Origin of the sequence: Vibrio sp. Vb1026 (genome assembly GCF_033338745.1) — a bacterium.
In the GTDB taxonomy this organism is placed as follows: Bacteria; Pseudomonadota; Gammaproteobacteria; order Enterobacterales; family Vibrionaceae; genus Vibrio; species Vibrio alginolyticus.
In genome coordinates, this window is the sequence record NZ_JAWOTH010000014.1 from 45,670 (window position 1) to 59,347 (window position 13,678).

The 13,678-nt window shown below is 41.9% G+C and carries 9 protein-coding genes; 5 read left to right on the forward strand and 4 right to left on the reverse strand.

Going from position 1 to position 13,678, the window contains the following annotated elements; all coding sequences use genetic code 11:
- Positions 1-189: 189 nt before the first annotated feature.
- Positions 190-1,314 carry an acyl-CoA desaturase gene (locus tag R7E47_RS18180; protein ID WP_017821552.1) on the reverse strand — a complete coding sequence of 375 codons (1,125 nt, stop codon included), beginning with the start codon at positions 1,312-1,314 and terminating at the stop codon, positions 190-192.
- A gap of 271 nt (positions 1,315-1,585) precedes the next feature.
- Here R7E47_RS18180 and R7E47_RS18185 point away from each other — a divergent pair, with 271 nt between their 5' ends.
- The gene (locus R7E47_RS18185) at positions 1,586-2,134 is read left to right on the forward strand and encodes a GNAT family N-acetyltransferase (RefSeq protein ID WP_005376525.1); all 549 of its coding nucleotides are present in this window, start codon (positions 1,586-1,588) and stop codon (positions 2,132-2,134) included.
- A gap of 89 nt (positions 2,135-2,223) precedes the next feature.
- On the opposite strand, the gene R7E47_RS18190 is transcribed toward R7E47_RS18185, so the two are convergent.
- Positions 2,224-2,841: an HAD family hydrolase gene (locus tag R7E47_RS18190; protein WP_054701759.1), complete on the reverse strand. Its 618-nt coding sequence runs from the start codon at positions 2,839-2,841 to the stop codon at positions 2,224-2,226.
- Between the two features lie 363 nt (positions 2,842-3,204).
- On the opposite strand from R7E47_RS18190, the gene R7E47_RS18195 reads away from it, so the two are divergent.
- Complete coding sequence (locus R7E47_RS18195) at positions 3,205-5,250, forward strand: response regulator (protein WP_258664873.1); 2,046 nt, start codon at positions 3,205-3,207, stop codon at positions 5,248-5,250.
- Between the two features lie 103 nt (positions 5,251-5,353).
- On the opposite strand, the gene cqsA is transcribed toward R7E47_RS18195, so the two are convergent.
- Both cqsA and ylqF read right to left on the reverse strand, forming a co-directional pair.
- On the reverse strand, positions 5,354-6,535 hold the full coding sequence (gene cqsA, locus R7E47_RS18200; RefSeq protein ID WP_017635350.1) for an alpha-hydroxyketone-type quorum-sensing autoinducer synthase: 1,182 nt from the start codon (positions 6,533-6,535) through the stop codon (positions 5,354-5,356).
- Positions 6,536-6,872: 337 nt separating this feature from the next.
- Positions 6,873-7,817, reverse strand: coding sequence for a ribosome biogenesis GTPase YlqF (gene ylqF, locus R7E47_RS18205; protein ID WP_005376521.1), 945 nt, complete (start codon positions 7,815-7,817; stop codon positions 6,873-6,875).
- A 447-nt stretch (positions 7,818-8,264) separates the two neighbouring features.
- Here ylqF and R7E47_RS18210 point away from each other — a divergent pair, with 447 nt between their 5' ends.
- Genes R7E47_RS18210 through R7E47_RS18220 form a run of 3 tightly spaced genes read left to right on the forward strand, consistent with a single transcriptional unit; the run spans position 8,265 to position 13,669 of the window.
- Positions 8,265-11,930, forward strand: a complete 3,666-nt coding sequence (locus R7E47_RS18210; RefSeq protein ID WP_258627157.1) for an ATP-binding protein — start codon at positions 8,265-8,267, stop codon at positions 11,928-11,930.
- Complete coding sequence (locus tag R7E47_RS18215; protein ID WP_053307629.1) at positions 11,914-13,080, forward strand: EAL domain-containing protein; 1,167 nt, start codon at positions 11,914-11,916, stop codon at positions 13,078-13,080. Before R7E47_RS18210 ends, R7E47_RS18215 begins: the two co-directional genes overlap by 17 nt.
- Positions 13,073-13,669, forward strand: a complete 597-nt coding sequence (locus R7E47_RS18220) for a response regulator transcription factor (RefSeq protein WP_017635347.1) — start codon at positions 13,073-13,075, stop codon at positions 13,667-13,669. Before R7E47_RS18215 ends, R7E47_RS18220 begins: the two co-directional genes overlap by 8 nt.
- The last annotated feature ends 9 nt before the right edge of the window (positions 13,670-13,678 follow it).

Below are 13,678 nucleotides of genomic sequence, written 5' to 3' on the forward strand. Positions count from 1 at the left end.
TAAGTGTTATGTGCTGGTTTGAAGCTATTTATAGGAAGGAAAATATGACTAGGAAAGTGAATGAATAAAGAGTGAATTGATTCACAATAGGAAAAAGACTTTACTCAGTAAGCAATTATTGGAAAACACTATTCACAACAAAAAAGCTTCGCCGAAGCGAAGCTAAGTCATCGTAAGAATGAGGATAAACTATGCGTATCGACGAACCATAAGGTTCCAACTACGCTGCTGCCGTTCGAACTCTGCTTTAATTTGCTGATACTTCATTTTTGTTACAGAACATTCGTATTTCTTTACCACACTGGCAGTTTTGGCACCGAGTACTTCTTTGCGCATCTCGTAGTATTCCTGCATGTGATGAACTAGAGTATCAAACTCGTGCTGTAGCTGATCGAGGATTGTTTGCGTGTTCGGTTTCGATTCTAGCTTTTCTCTTGCTTTCTTCAAAAGTTGACTCGCACGGGCTTTTTCAATTCTAAATGTAGGCGTTGTGCGCAACTTAGATGTGAGTCCTAGCCAAGAACATGACTTTATCAACCACTTCGTTGGGTCGTAATGCCACCAATACACGCCATTGCGATAGTCATTCTCGAAAATATGATGGAAATTATGGTAACCCTCTCCAAATGTGAAAAAGGCGAGTACACCATTATCGCGAGCAGTGTTTTTGTCTGTGAAAGTTTGCTTACCCCAAATATGTGCGAGGGAGTTAATGAAAAAAGTCGTATGGTGACTCATAAAGAGTCGAGCCGCACCAACGACCAATAACATCCCCCAGATATCACCGTAGATCAGTCCGAGCATGACTGGGAAACCAATATTAGTCAGTAGGGCAAGTGGAACATAATACTTATGCTGCCACATGACGATTTTGTCGCGCTTTAGATCACGGCAGTTTGTATATTCGTTTTCCTTTGATTTATTGTAATCACGTAACATCCACCCAATGTGAGAATACCAAAACCCCCGCTTGGCTGAGTACGGATCTTTATCGTTATTGTCGACATGTTTGTGATGCACACGATGATCAGAAGACCAATGTAATGCACTATTTTGCAAAGAAAATGCTCCTCCAATCGCAAAAATGGCGCGCAAAATAGGATGAGCTTCGTATGTTTTGTGGCTCCAGAGACGATGATAGCCTGCTGTAATAGAAAGGTTAGTAAAACTAAATGCAATCACTCCCCAAATTAGATGTTCCCAACCCAGTCCAAAATGATATGCATACCAAGGCATTACAATAAAAGTTAGAACAAAACTGGCAGAAAATATTAATGTATTCAACCAGATAACAGGTGGTTTGTTTTGAGTCACAGGTGTATCCCTAACTTTGAGCTAACAACTGTTCGCCAGAATATCAGCGTACACATGTAAGTCAAATTAAAGTTAGACAAATGTGATGATTCCTTTGGGTGTAGATTAAGGAACTTGATGGGATATTTTGCTTTTAATTGAATAATGAGTAGTATTAAAAAATGAGCTCTGGCTTAAGGTGTATAAAATCTGCCAAGAAACAAGTGTTATAAAGGTGGAATATACCGAGACTCTATAAAGAAGCAAAAATGTAAGAAAATAGGAATACGTAATGGATTTACGATTAGCGGAATATAAGGACTACGAGCGCATTGCGCATCTTCATGCGGATAGCTGGAAGCGTCATTACCGTGGCATTCTTAGTGATAACTATCTTGAGAAAGAAGCGATTGACGACAAACTACTGATTTGGCAAACCCGTTTGACCAACCCACCATTCAATCAGCACATTGTCTTGGCAGAGGAGGGAGGTTTGCTACTTGGCTTTGTTTGTGTGTTCGGCAACCATGATTTCGAGCGTGGAACCTTTATTGACGCATTGCATGTCGATGACAGTTACCGTGGTCGTGGGATTGGTAAGCAGCTATTACTTGCTGTCGCAGAATGGCAACAGCAGTACTTTAAAGACACAGGTCTTTATTTAGAAGTTGTGTCGCAAAACATTTCTGCGATTGAATTCTATCGCCACATTGGTGGACAAGAGGATCAAGAGCGAACTTGGCGCGCACCTGATGGCAAAGAGGTGTTAGAAAAAGTATTCCGTTGGAAGAACGCCCAGTCATTAGTTAGTGGGATTGAGGAAAACGTGATTTACTCCTAACCTAGCGTTCTAAAACATTAGATAAGAGCAGTCTCAACACTGCTCTTTTTTGTTTATGCACCCTAACGTTATGTTTTATTACAAGCTTTCTAGAAGTTAACCCCCATGGCTTTTAGTTCGAGCTCACATTGCTGAGCATTTTCAAACTGAATAGCAGCCATTCCAACTGCTCGGGCACCTTCAACATTGTAAGGCATGTCATCAATAAATACTGTCTCTTCGGGGTTAAGCTGATACTTTGAAAGTAGAGTTTGGTAGATCTCCGCTTGTGGTTTTAGTAATTGAACTTCAGAAGAGATGATTGCTCCATCAAACAGTGGCCAAAACTCATAGGTAGTACGAAGATGTTCCACAATTTCGTTGATGTTGTCTGTGAGCGCATATACGCCATATCCGGCACTTTTTACTCGTTTTAACAGCTCTATACTGCCGTAAAGTAGTATTTGAGTGTGTTTTACATAATAAAAGAAGCGGTCCATTTCTTCCGTCGTTACTTGGTGTTCACGTTGATAACGCTGTTTTGCTTCCCTTTCGGAGATCGTCCCTTTATTTAAATCTTTCCAGATTTGTGATGAAAATAGCATCTGAGCCATTTTCTCTGACTCTACGGAACCACCAAATGTTAAGCGAACGATTTCTACTGGAGACCAGCGTACCAATACATTACCTACATCAAAAATGACATTTTTTATCCGGAAAGAATTCATGACACACCCCAAGCCAATTGTTTGTCACCGCGGTATATGCGGTGAGTGCTGTTTTTAAATCGTTGGAAAGCCGTGCCAAAGGCGCGACTTAAGTTTCTGGAACAAAATGAGATTAACATCCAATTGGATACAGAGCGATTATCGCAAAATTGCACTAAACTATATGCAACTTTGTTTATTTGGTTGTAAATCAAGTGTAGCTGTCTTAAAAGATTGAAACTAAAGATAAGTATTGCGAGCTGTTTACGTCATTTCGCGCTGCTTATAAATGATGATTAATATATAATTAGTTAATAATAAAACGATAAAAGTGAATCAAAATCACACTATTGTGCGTCAGGCGGAGTAAGCAAAACAGATTATATGGACTCGATACGTAAGGTTTATCAATATGCAGAACCAAACCTAACTCTCGTTGGCTGGATGGGGTTTCTTGGCTTTCCGCTGTACTACTTTGTCTGGGAGTTTGCCTTTCCACAGGCTTATGAAAATTTACCTCTTAGATTGTTTTGCTCGTTATTGTTTTTCGGCATCATTTTTAGAAACCGCTTATCATCGACTTGGAGAGATTATGTTCCTATTTACTACCAAGTGACGATAACGCTGTGCTTACCGTTTTTCTTTTTTTATATGTTACTGATGAATGACTGGTCCAATGTATGGGTTATGTCGTTTATGTCTGCAATTTTCTTACACATTTTACTGGTTCATGTTACTAGGGTCATGTTTGCTCAAACCTTTGCTGGGATAGGTTTAGCAACATTCTTCGCTTGGGTTGCAAAAGGGTTCCATCTTGACTTGACCATGGATTGGACTCATGTGCCAATCTTTCTGTTTATTTATGTCTTCGGTAATTTGTTCTATTTTCGTAACCAAGTTGAACATGAAGCGAAAGTCTCGCTGGCAAAATCATTCGGGGCAGGGATCGCACATGAAATGCGTAACCCGTTGAGTGGGCTTTGCACTTCAATAGATATTATCCAGTCGATCTTGCCCAACATGAAAGAGGCAGGAAAAGAGCAGTACGTCATGAGTGTAGAGGATGTCACCTTATTACGTGAAGTGAGTCAGGATGCAATGAACATTATCCAATCGGGTAATGAAACCATCGATTTATTGCTAACTTCGATTGATGAAAATCGAGTTTCTCGTTCTAGCTTCAAAAAATATTCAGTTCACTCGGTCGTTGAACGGGCAATTGAAAGCTTCAGTTATAAACGTGCCACTGATCGATTTGCCATATCGCTGGATGCGAGAAGTGAGTTTGAGTTTCTAGGTAGTGATACATTACTTAAATACGTTATGTATAACCTCTTCAAGAATGCCTTCCATCACCGTAAATCTGAAGATTTTCACATACATGTATCCATGATAAGTTCAGAACGCTTTAATCAAATTGTTGTAACCGATAATGGTGCTGGCATTGCTCCTGATGTTCTACGCAATATCTTTCAAGACTTTTACACCACTGGCAAATCAGGAAGTTATGGTTTGGGTCTACCGTTTTGTAAAAAAGTCATGCGTTCATTTGGGGGGAACATTGAGTGTCAATCTCAGTTAGGGGAGTGGTCTCAATTTACGTTAACTTTCCCACTAACGACATCTGATACCGTTACTGAAATCAAAAACGATCTGACTAAACTCAAAACCATTCTAACGGTGACTAGCCAAGATATCTTGGTGTCTAAAGTAACAGATATTAGCCGTTTTATGGGCTTTGACTCGACGATTTTAGATGCCAACCAAGTACTCAAAAAGAAAGAGTACGAGTTCGAATTCGATCTGATTTTTATCGATCTTGAGAGCTTAGATCCAAGAGCAAACCAATTGGATAGATTAGAATCTCTCTTGTCTTTCACTGAAGCACGCATAGTTTATCTTTTTGAGCATCATCCGACTCAGAGAGCACGTAAGGCTGCATATGAACCTATTTGGATCGAAACGCAAGCCTGGTTATTGAATACTAAACCAACTATTGAGCGTCTCTTATATGATTCAAGCTATGTATCGACACCAACGGCCTCGGTGACGTTAGATAATTCAAATAAGCGCACAATTATGGTCGTGGATGATAATGAATCTTTGCGTAAATTCACGGCAATGTTACTTGAAAAGCAAGGCTTTGAAGTGATTCAGAAAGAAGACGGGCAGCAGGCTCTGGATACACTAGAGCAAGAAGATGTTGATCTCATTCTGATGGATATCGAAATGCCAATTATGGATGGTGTAGAAGCGTCTAGGCGAATTCGAAGCTCGGATAAAAACTATGCGTCGGTACCTATTATTGCGCATACAGGGGATAGTTCACCTGTCACGTTGGACAAAATTGGGTCTTCGGGTATGTCTGACTTCATCGTAAAACCGGCGGATAAAAATCGTTTGTTCGATAAAATCGCAAACTGGATCTAATCATTCGCGACTTGTTTTCTTGAGGCGAGTTGCTCACAACGAATAACACGAATAAAGAGCTCAGCAAAACTGTTGAGCTCTTTAGTTTTATCTACACACTAACTTACACAAACTCTAAGTCAGGGTGTGCAAATGCTTGTTGGCAGACAGTGAGTACATGATCAACTTCAGCAGCTGTCATGTCTGCATTGACTGAAAAACGGATGATGTTTTTGTTCCTTCCAGTTGCAGGGCGGCAAAACACTGCGCCGTAAACATTTCGCTCTTCGAGAAAGTCGCGGACTCGCTCAGTGTTTCTCTCGTTACCACATTCTAATGCGATAATTTGTGATTCACTGCGAATAGTAAATCCAATGCGTTTTAAACCAACGGCTAAAGACTTGGCTCTTTCAAACAGAATATCTCGCTTATCATCTGATTTTCTTATGACGTCCAGTGTTTTCTCTAGCCGAATGATCTCTTGCGGTAATACGGTAGAACTAAATATTGCAGGGTACGCCACAAATGGAAGCGTCTTCGCCAGTTTTTCTGGGCCTAAAATCGCGCCAGCACGATAAGCAAATGTCTTGGCAAGACTAACGGTAATAAAATCTACCTTATGAGTTAAGCCAAGACCCTGCAGTATCCCCGCACCTTGTGGACCGTGTGTACCTAAAGAGTGTGATTCATCTACAACCAGGCCGCAGTCAAACTCCTGTGCTATTTCGTAGATATCACGTAGAGGAGCGATGGTTCCGATAGTGCTGTAAACCGAATCCACAACAATGATCCCTGAACCGTGACGTGAAATCTGTTTTCTTAGGTGACTGGTGTTGTTATGCATGAACGGATGAATTTGTGCTCCGGCAATACGTGCGCCTTCCCACAAAGACATATGTGCAAAGAAATCAATGTACACAGGTATGTTCGGTGCACAAATAGTCTGCAATAAACCGACATTCGCAGCCCAACCAGATTGAGAAAGTAGACAACTAGGCATACCAACGAAACTGGCTAGTTGCGTTTCAAATACAGGTTTCGATTCATCGTCTTGTAAGAAAATCGCGGACATCACGACGTTGTCATCGTGCTGGGAAATCGCATCACGATGCGCGTTTTGAATCTCCTTATTATGAGACAGTGCAAGGTAATCATTGCTTTGCAGGACAACGGCATTACACGGTGGGCGTTTACCAAGAACAAGGTGTTTTTTGTTCTCATTCGGTTCGATTAGATCTTGAATATAAAAATCTAGGCGTTCCTCGATAAAGGAGGGAAGTGGTTTGCTTTGTATAGTTTCACTCATAATAAATCTCTTCTTCATATGGAAAAACGCCAGCGCTGACACTTATTCATATTGCGGATTTTGGGGAGAGTGTCACTAACCAGGTTGCATAAGTTTGCAGACCCTTGCAAACTCGACATTTGAGGGTTGGATGGTGGCTGTAACTCTATAGGGGCCCGGGGTCTAAACTAGTTTGTGCTTAAAGTTTATACGGCGATTTTGCGGTGTTTTTTCGTGCTTCATATCTGGGATTTTGGATGAGGAATATAAAGTTTGAAAAGTGAAAAAAATGGGCGCATTAGATAACAAAAAAGGCGCGAAAATCGCGCCTTGAAACATGAGTAGATAAGAGACAAGCTTATCGCTTATTACGTAAATAGCGCTTACGACGCTCTTCTTTACGCTTCGCTTTTTCTTCTTCTTTACGGGCGGTCTCAATCTCGACTTCAATCAGCTCTTGAGTGATCATTTCTGGGCGTTCTAATGTAATTTGGCCCAAAGTGCCTTGACGAAGTTCGTGCAATAAGATCTCTGATACTTTGTGCAAGTCAACACGTCCACCTGCACGTAGTGCACCGCGGCGACGACCAATTTCTTCCATGATCTCGATATCTGATTCTGGAAGCTCTTCAATTTGATAACGCTCTTTAAGCTTGTCTGCATAATGAGCTGCTAGGTATTCAATGGTATAGAATGCGACTTCGTCATATTCCATCGCTGTATCTTTTACCGCGCCGGTAGCCGCAAGGCGGAAGCCACTGTGTGGATTTTCCACTTTTGGCCATAAAATTCCTGGAGTATCAGATAATACGATGCCATTTTGCAGGTTGATACGTTGTTGACGACGTGTAACCGCGGGTTGGTTACCTGTTACAGCGATTGTTCGACCTGCGAGGGTGTTAATGATCGTCGACTTTCCAACGTTTGGGATGCCCATGATCATGGTGCGAATGTTTTTACCAATTTCTTCTCGGTGTGGGGCAAGTTTGCGGCAAAGCTCCATGATTCGATGCACTTCTTGTGGTTCAGAAGTCGTGATCGCCATTGCTTTTACATGTTGCTCTTGCTCCAAGTGCTCAATCCACAGTTGAGTTAATTCTGGATCGGCCAAATCACGTTTGTTCAAAACTTTAACGACAGGTTTGTCACCACGGATTTGAGAAATCAAAGGGTTTTCACTACTGAAAGGAATACGAGCATCCAGTACTTCGATGATCACATCCACTTGAGGGATTGCTTCTTCGATCTCTTTACGTGCTTTGTGCATGTGGCCAGGAAACCACTGGATTGAGTTATTAACCATTTGAATTTAATACCTTAATTTTTCTAATGCTCCAGCGGTTGTAAAAGTAGCAATGTGAGTCTTGAGTAATACAATACTAGAATGCATTTTCTAAAACTGTGTTTACTTCAAGCTGCTCGAAACCGCGGAGTTGAGCTTTCTTTCATGTTAATACGTCAGTTTATCATGGAATGATGATGAATCATTCAAGATGAAAGTAAAAAGCTATGGCGTGCAAACCTAAAAGCACACATCTCTTATATATACCGACTCGCAGTGAATATCCGTCTGGGTGAGAGACCGAACGCAAACGCTGTGTAGTCAAAGGTGGATTGTGTTGTCAGATTGTTCTGACGGATTTTGGTTTTTTGATTTTATATCAAAGCTTTATTTTTATTTCGCTATTGAGCGAAGTTTGACTTTTATCTGACAAAAACTAGTCTGAGCTTCCATTCAGAGGAAGCAGTCATGCTCAGTATTCTTAGAAGTATTACGGTATCGTCCGTCGCCTTAATTTTTTTAGCGAGTTCTTTTTGCTCAACTGCCAAACAGAGTCCTAAACCGAAGGTCATCGTTGGTGTTATTGCGCAAGACGAAGCTAAAGACTCGTTTGACGGTAGCGTTGGTCCTTCGTACGGAATTAGTCTTGAGTATTTGTCTAACATTACTAAAGCTTTGGATTATGAGTTAGAACTTCGGACTTACAAGCATATTCCGTCTTTACTTGCGGATGTCGAAAGCAAGAAGATTGATGGTGCGGTTGGATTTAGTAAAACAGCAGCAAGAGAAAAGCGTTTCTTGTTTTCGATGCCTTTCTTTTCGAGCACTATCGCTGTTTGGTATCGGAATGCCACTTACCGAGATAGTGATGCGCGTGATCTTAAATGGGTGTGTGTTGAGGGCAGTGTGTATTGTGACAACCTCACTGAACGTGGTATCGATAAGATACATTATGTTAAAACACGTTTAGAGGCGTTTAATGAAGTTAAGCGAGGTAAAGCGAACGCTCTGATTTACACTTATGTTGGTATTACCCAATATTTGGATTTGAATGACATTGTAAAAGGGGTTGTCGATATTCCCAGTTGGTTGAAAAACGAAGAGGTGAGTTTTATCGCTTCGTTGGACAAACAGAGTCTGATCGATGACATCAACAAAATCCTTCAGTGGGAGCAAAATGGAAAAAACATTCGCTCCGTCGCCTCGAAAAATCCTTACCATATCAGTGATAAGTTATTGGTAGATTACCGACGTAATCATCAAAACAAACTAGTGATAACTTACAGCAGCAGTGACGAAGCTTATCCGTTTCTCTACCGAGACTCGCAAACGGGCGAGTTAGATGGCTTCTTTCCAGATTTTGTCGACTTATTGCAGTCTCGTACTGGCTTGAGCTTTAAGTATGTGAAGCCGACGTCGAGCCTTTCAAATGGATTAACGGCATTTGATGCCGATATAGTCCCCATCTCTTATGTGGGTGAGCTACCTAAGTCAGATTGGTTGTTCACTAAACCATTCATGCACAGTAATTACGTGGCTATCCAAGCGGAGCAGAGCAAGCGCGATAAATCTGCACTGAAAGAAGCGGGTATTCTGCTCACTTTGAAAAAGCAAGGGTTAGTTCATTTGGGCACTTGGCAGCAAGGCCAAGTTGATCATTATGATGATTTGAAAAAGCTGCTTACCGATTTGAAATCGGGCGTTTTGGATGTGGCTTACATTCCTGACGACATGGTTCACAACATGATTGCACAAGATCAAGTCGATGGCTTGGTGATCAATGCGGAGGACGTTTTGACGTTCTCTAATGCATTTGCGGTTGCAAACCACAATACACAACTTCAACACATGTTGAACAGCATCATCGAAACCATTGATTCTAACGAGATCGAAAAACTGCTGCGTTCTCACCGAAGCTTCAAACTGACTTATGGCTATGACGCGGAGCAGATCGCTACATTTGTTGTTGCTGGTTCATTCATATTCTGTCTCATGTTAATTGCGGCGTATTTCATCTTAGCTCACATGCGACTTAAAGTGAGGTTAGCCGAATTTAATGCTGACAATGAGGAAGCGGAAAAGCAATGGCTGATGGACATCATCAAAGAGATCAATAGCTTGGTTTTTATCCATAGTGAAAATAACCATATGGAGATGAGCAATTGTGCCAACTACAACAGTAAACAGTGCCAACAATGTAAGTTGAAAAGTGATTCTGCGCACGCTCCTCTGGTGAATAATTTTGATGAACTGACCACTGTTATCGCTGGAAAGCGTATTTCAGAAGAGGTTGCCTCGTCGGGCTGTGAACTTGATATTAAACATGTATATCGAGAACGCAAAGTCATCGCTTCTCCTAGCGGTAAGAACAAGTTTGTACTGACTGTTATTCAAGATATTACCCAGCAAAAAGAACGTGAGCAGGCGTTAATCGATGCGCAAAAAGAAGCGCAAACCGCGGTACGTGCGCGCGAAAACTTTTTGGCAACCATGAGTCACGAATTAAGAACGCCATTGTCGGCAGCACACGGCATCCTCGATTTGCTAAATCGCCAAGTGACGGCAGATTCAAATCGCGAGTTAATTGCCCAAGCCATACGCTCGCTCAATCATTTGAATACGCTAGTAGACGAAGTACTGGATTATTCAAAATTAGAGGCAGGGCACTTAACCGTCGCCCCAGTTAAGACCGACTTGCTTAAAACCTTGTGCGATGTGTTTCGAAGCTTTGAACCACGAGCGCTTGCGAAAGGTTTGGATTACAAAGTGACAATCAAACCATTTTCGAATGCTTTCATTGAAATCGACGCGCTGCGATTGGTGCAAATTACCACCAATCTACTCTCCAATGCGATGAAATTCACTGCCGAAGGAGAAGTTGGAATCAGTGTCATTCTTCATGAAAAGCAGCTTATTTTGAAAGTGGCGGATTCAGGTATCGGCATGACGGATGACCAACTCGAAGGCATTCTCAATCCTTTTGTTCAAGCGGATGACACTATTACGCGTAAATATGGCGGTACTGGATTGGGGCTGAGCATTGTTGACCGATTGATCGACTGCATGGGCGGCGTGCTCTGCATCGATTCACAATTTGGCTTGGGCACGACGATTACCGTCAAACTGCCAATTGAGCATTGCGACTCTGAGCCAGACGTTTGTTTGAACTGGACGTATAGCGAGAGCTTACCACTTAATATTCGCCAGTGGTGTGACGCGTGGAAAATGCGTCCAGCGACGTTAAAAACAATGGTGGCGAACCTTCACCCTATACACGACAGCGATGCCAGTTTTAATGGCCTAATGCTGCGTGACGAACAAAGGGTACTTGGCAGTCTTACGCTAAGAGAGATTCAATATCCAGATACATTGTTCAATTTGCTCAGCCAAACGCAGCAAGAAACCAAGCTTAGTGACGTAAATCAAGAAGTGGTTTCTTGGGTTCTCGGCACGGTACTGGTCGCAGAAGATAATCCCATTAACCAAAGTGTGATAGCAATGCAGCTTCATGAACTTGGAATCGAACCTGTCATTGTGAATAACGGCCGCGAAGCATGGGAATACATCAACCAAGATGAAAACGTTGTGTTGCTGCTGACCGATTTTCATATGCCAGAAATGGATGGCTATGAGCTTGTTAGGCACGTGAAAAACTCCGAATTTAAAGCAATTCCAATCATCGGTGTGACAGCAGAAGATGCTCGTCTTGCCATTGAACGTACACAGGATATCGGCATTGATGATGTGCTCTACAAGCCCTATGACCTTAATCAATTAAAAACCGTTTTGATTCCATTTATTGGCGAAAAAGAGAGGGGTAGGCTGCCCGGCTGGATTAAACGGTTCAAAGCTCAGGACGCAAAAGAGATTGCGCGCGTGTTTAGTCAATCAATGTCTACAGATATAAAAAACTTAAACGCCGCATCGACTGAGCGAGACAAAAAACGGGTCATTCATGGCATCAAAGGAGCGGTTGGGACGATAGGGGTAAGCATGCTGGCTGAGCTTTGTATTGAGGCAGAACGAGTTACTGCTGCGGAGTTTGACAGGCGAACAGCGGAGCTAATTTTACGAATCGAGCAGGAGATCGAAAACATAAACTATTGGGTAGAGACAAATGAATACACAATTTAATGTGATGGTGATTGATGACCATCCGCTACAAACCACAATACTTACGCAAATATTGGATCGCTATTGCGCGCAAGTCATCCCTTTTAACTGTGTGGATGCCGCTATTCAGAGTGTGCAGGAACAACATTTTGACGTGATTTTTTGTGATATCCAAATGCCCGGAAAAGACGGCATCGATATGATGGAAATGCTCGATGAAGTCCAGTACCAGGGGCAAGTTGTACTGGTCAGTGCAATGGAATTGACCATTATTTCTGCGGTAAGAGCCATGTGCGAGGGATTTAGCTTTGAAGTATTAGGGAAGCTACCCAAGCCATACGATGAAAATGAAGTCGTTGATTTGTTACGTAAAATAAAAGATGAAAAAGCGAAACAAGTCAGCTTTGCGCAACCTATTGAAGTGGAAGATCAAGAATTCCTGTTTGCTCTGGCTGAAGGGCGCGTGAAAAATTATTACCAGCCTTTAGTCGATGTGCAAAGTGGGGAAGTGCTTGGGTATGAAGCGCTCGCGCGTTGGAATCATCCTATTTATGGTGTGTTACCCCCTCATTATTTTTTGCCAATTGTAGAGCGTTGCCGCCTTTCAGGAGAGTTGTTTCAAGCTGTATTGAGTAATGTTATCTATGACATGAAACACCGAGGGTTGACGCAAAACGTATCCATCAATGTAGACCATGAAAATTTAGAAGATACGGCGTTCTCTCACTACTTTTTACAGCAATGTTCAGAGAGCGAGATTGACCCATCACAAATCACCATTGAAATTACAGAGCGAGATACATTTCAGACTAGCGCGTCCCTGTACAAGAATTTACTCAAGTTGAGGATGAACGGTGTCACTGTCTCAATAGATGATTTTGGCACGGGTTCATCGACGTTTGAAAAACTGGCTCAACTGCCATTCAACGAGTTAAAAATCGATCGTTCGTTTGTACAAGGTGTCGAATGCGACATCAAAAAACGCAACATCGTTGTTGCTATTTGCGCGTTAGCGAAAAGTTTGAATATACGACTGGTCGCGGAAGGTATTGAAGACGAAGTCACACTGCAAGCGATACGTGCGTATGGGATTGATCTTTGCCAAGGCTTCTACATTGATAAACCCATGCCACTAGAAGCCATAACCATACTAAATGAAAGATATGAATAAATTGAATTACTTGATCTTTGACGATCATCCTCTCGTTTGTGTTGCAATCAAGTCGTTGTTGGAAGAGTTAGGGAAAACAAATGGGGTATTTACTGCAACATCAGCGAAGATGGCATTACAAATATTGAAAAAGGAAGAAATTCAACTGTTGATCTTAGATGTGAACTTGGCAGATTGCGATGGGTTTGATTTCTACAAACGTATCAAATCCCATGGTTATGAAGGCAAAGTCATTTTCTTCTCCGCTGAAACTAGCCAAATGTACAGCCAAATGGCTTTTCGTTCTGGCGCTGATGGCTATGTGTGTAAATCGGAAAATCACGACATTCTTAAAGACGCGATAGAAGCGGTAGAGAAGGGGTATACCTTCTTCAAATTTAAGCAAGTTGTTAACAGCGTTCGAGAAATGCCACAACTTTCAAGCAGAGAAAGTGCAGTAATGAAGTATTTACTACAAGGAAAGTCCAATCGAGAAATCGCTTCAGTGCTATCAATAAGTGACAAAACAGTCAGCACATACAAACGTCGTCTATTGGATAAATTTAACGTAAAGAACATTGTTGAGCTAACAAGAGTGGCGGGGGCGTAAGACCGCATC

Bases quoted from the DNA above. Each gene is read 5' to 3' on its own strand.
- R7E47_RS18215 (WP_053307629.1), top strand. From the start codon at position 11,914: ATGAATACACAATTTAATGTGATGGTGATTGATGACCATCCGCTACAA.
- R7E47_RS18220 (WP_017635347.1), top strand. From the start codon at position 13,073: ATGAATAAATTGAATTACTTGATCTTTGACGATCATCCTCTCGTTTGT.
- cqsA (WP_017635350.1), bottom strand. From the start codon at position 6,535: ATGAGTGAAACTATACAAAGCAAACCACTTCCCTCCTTTATCGAGGAA.
- R7E47_RS18190 (WP_054701759.1), bottom strand. From the start codon at position 2,841: ATGAATTCTTTCCGGATAAAAAATGTCATTTTTGATGTAGGTAATGTA.
- R7E47_RS18210 (WP_258627157.1), top strand. From the start codon at position 8,265: ATGCTCAGTATTCTTAGAAGTATTACGGTATCGTCCGTCGCCTTAATT.
- ylqF (WP_005376521.1), bottom strand. From the start codon at position 7,817: ATGGTTAATAACTCAATCCAGTGGTTTCCTGGCCACATGCACAAAGCA.
- R7E47_RS18195 (WP_258664873.1), top strand. From the start codon at position 3,205: ATGGACTCGATACGTAAGGTTTATCAATATGCAGAACCAAACCTAACT.
- R7E47_RS18185 (WP_005376525.1), top strand. From the start codon at position 1,586: ATGGATTTACGATTAGCGGAATATAAGGACTACGAGCGCATTGCGCAT.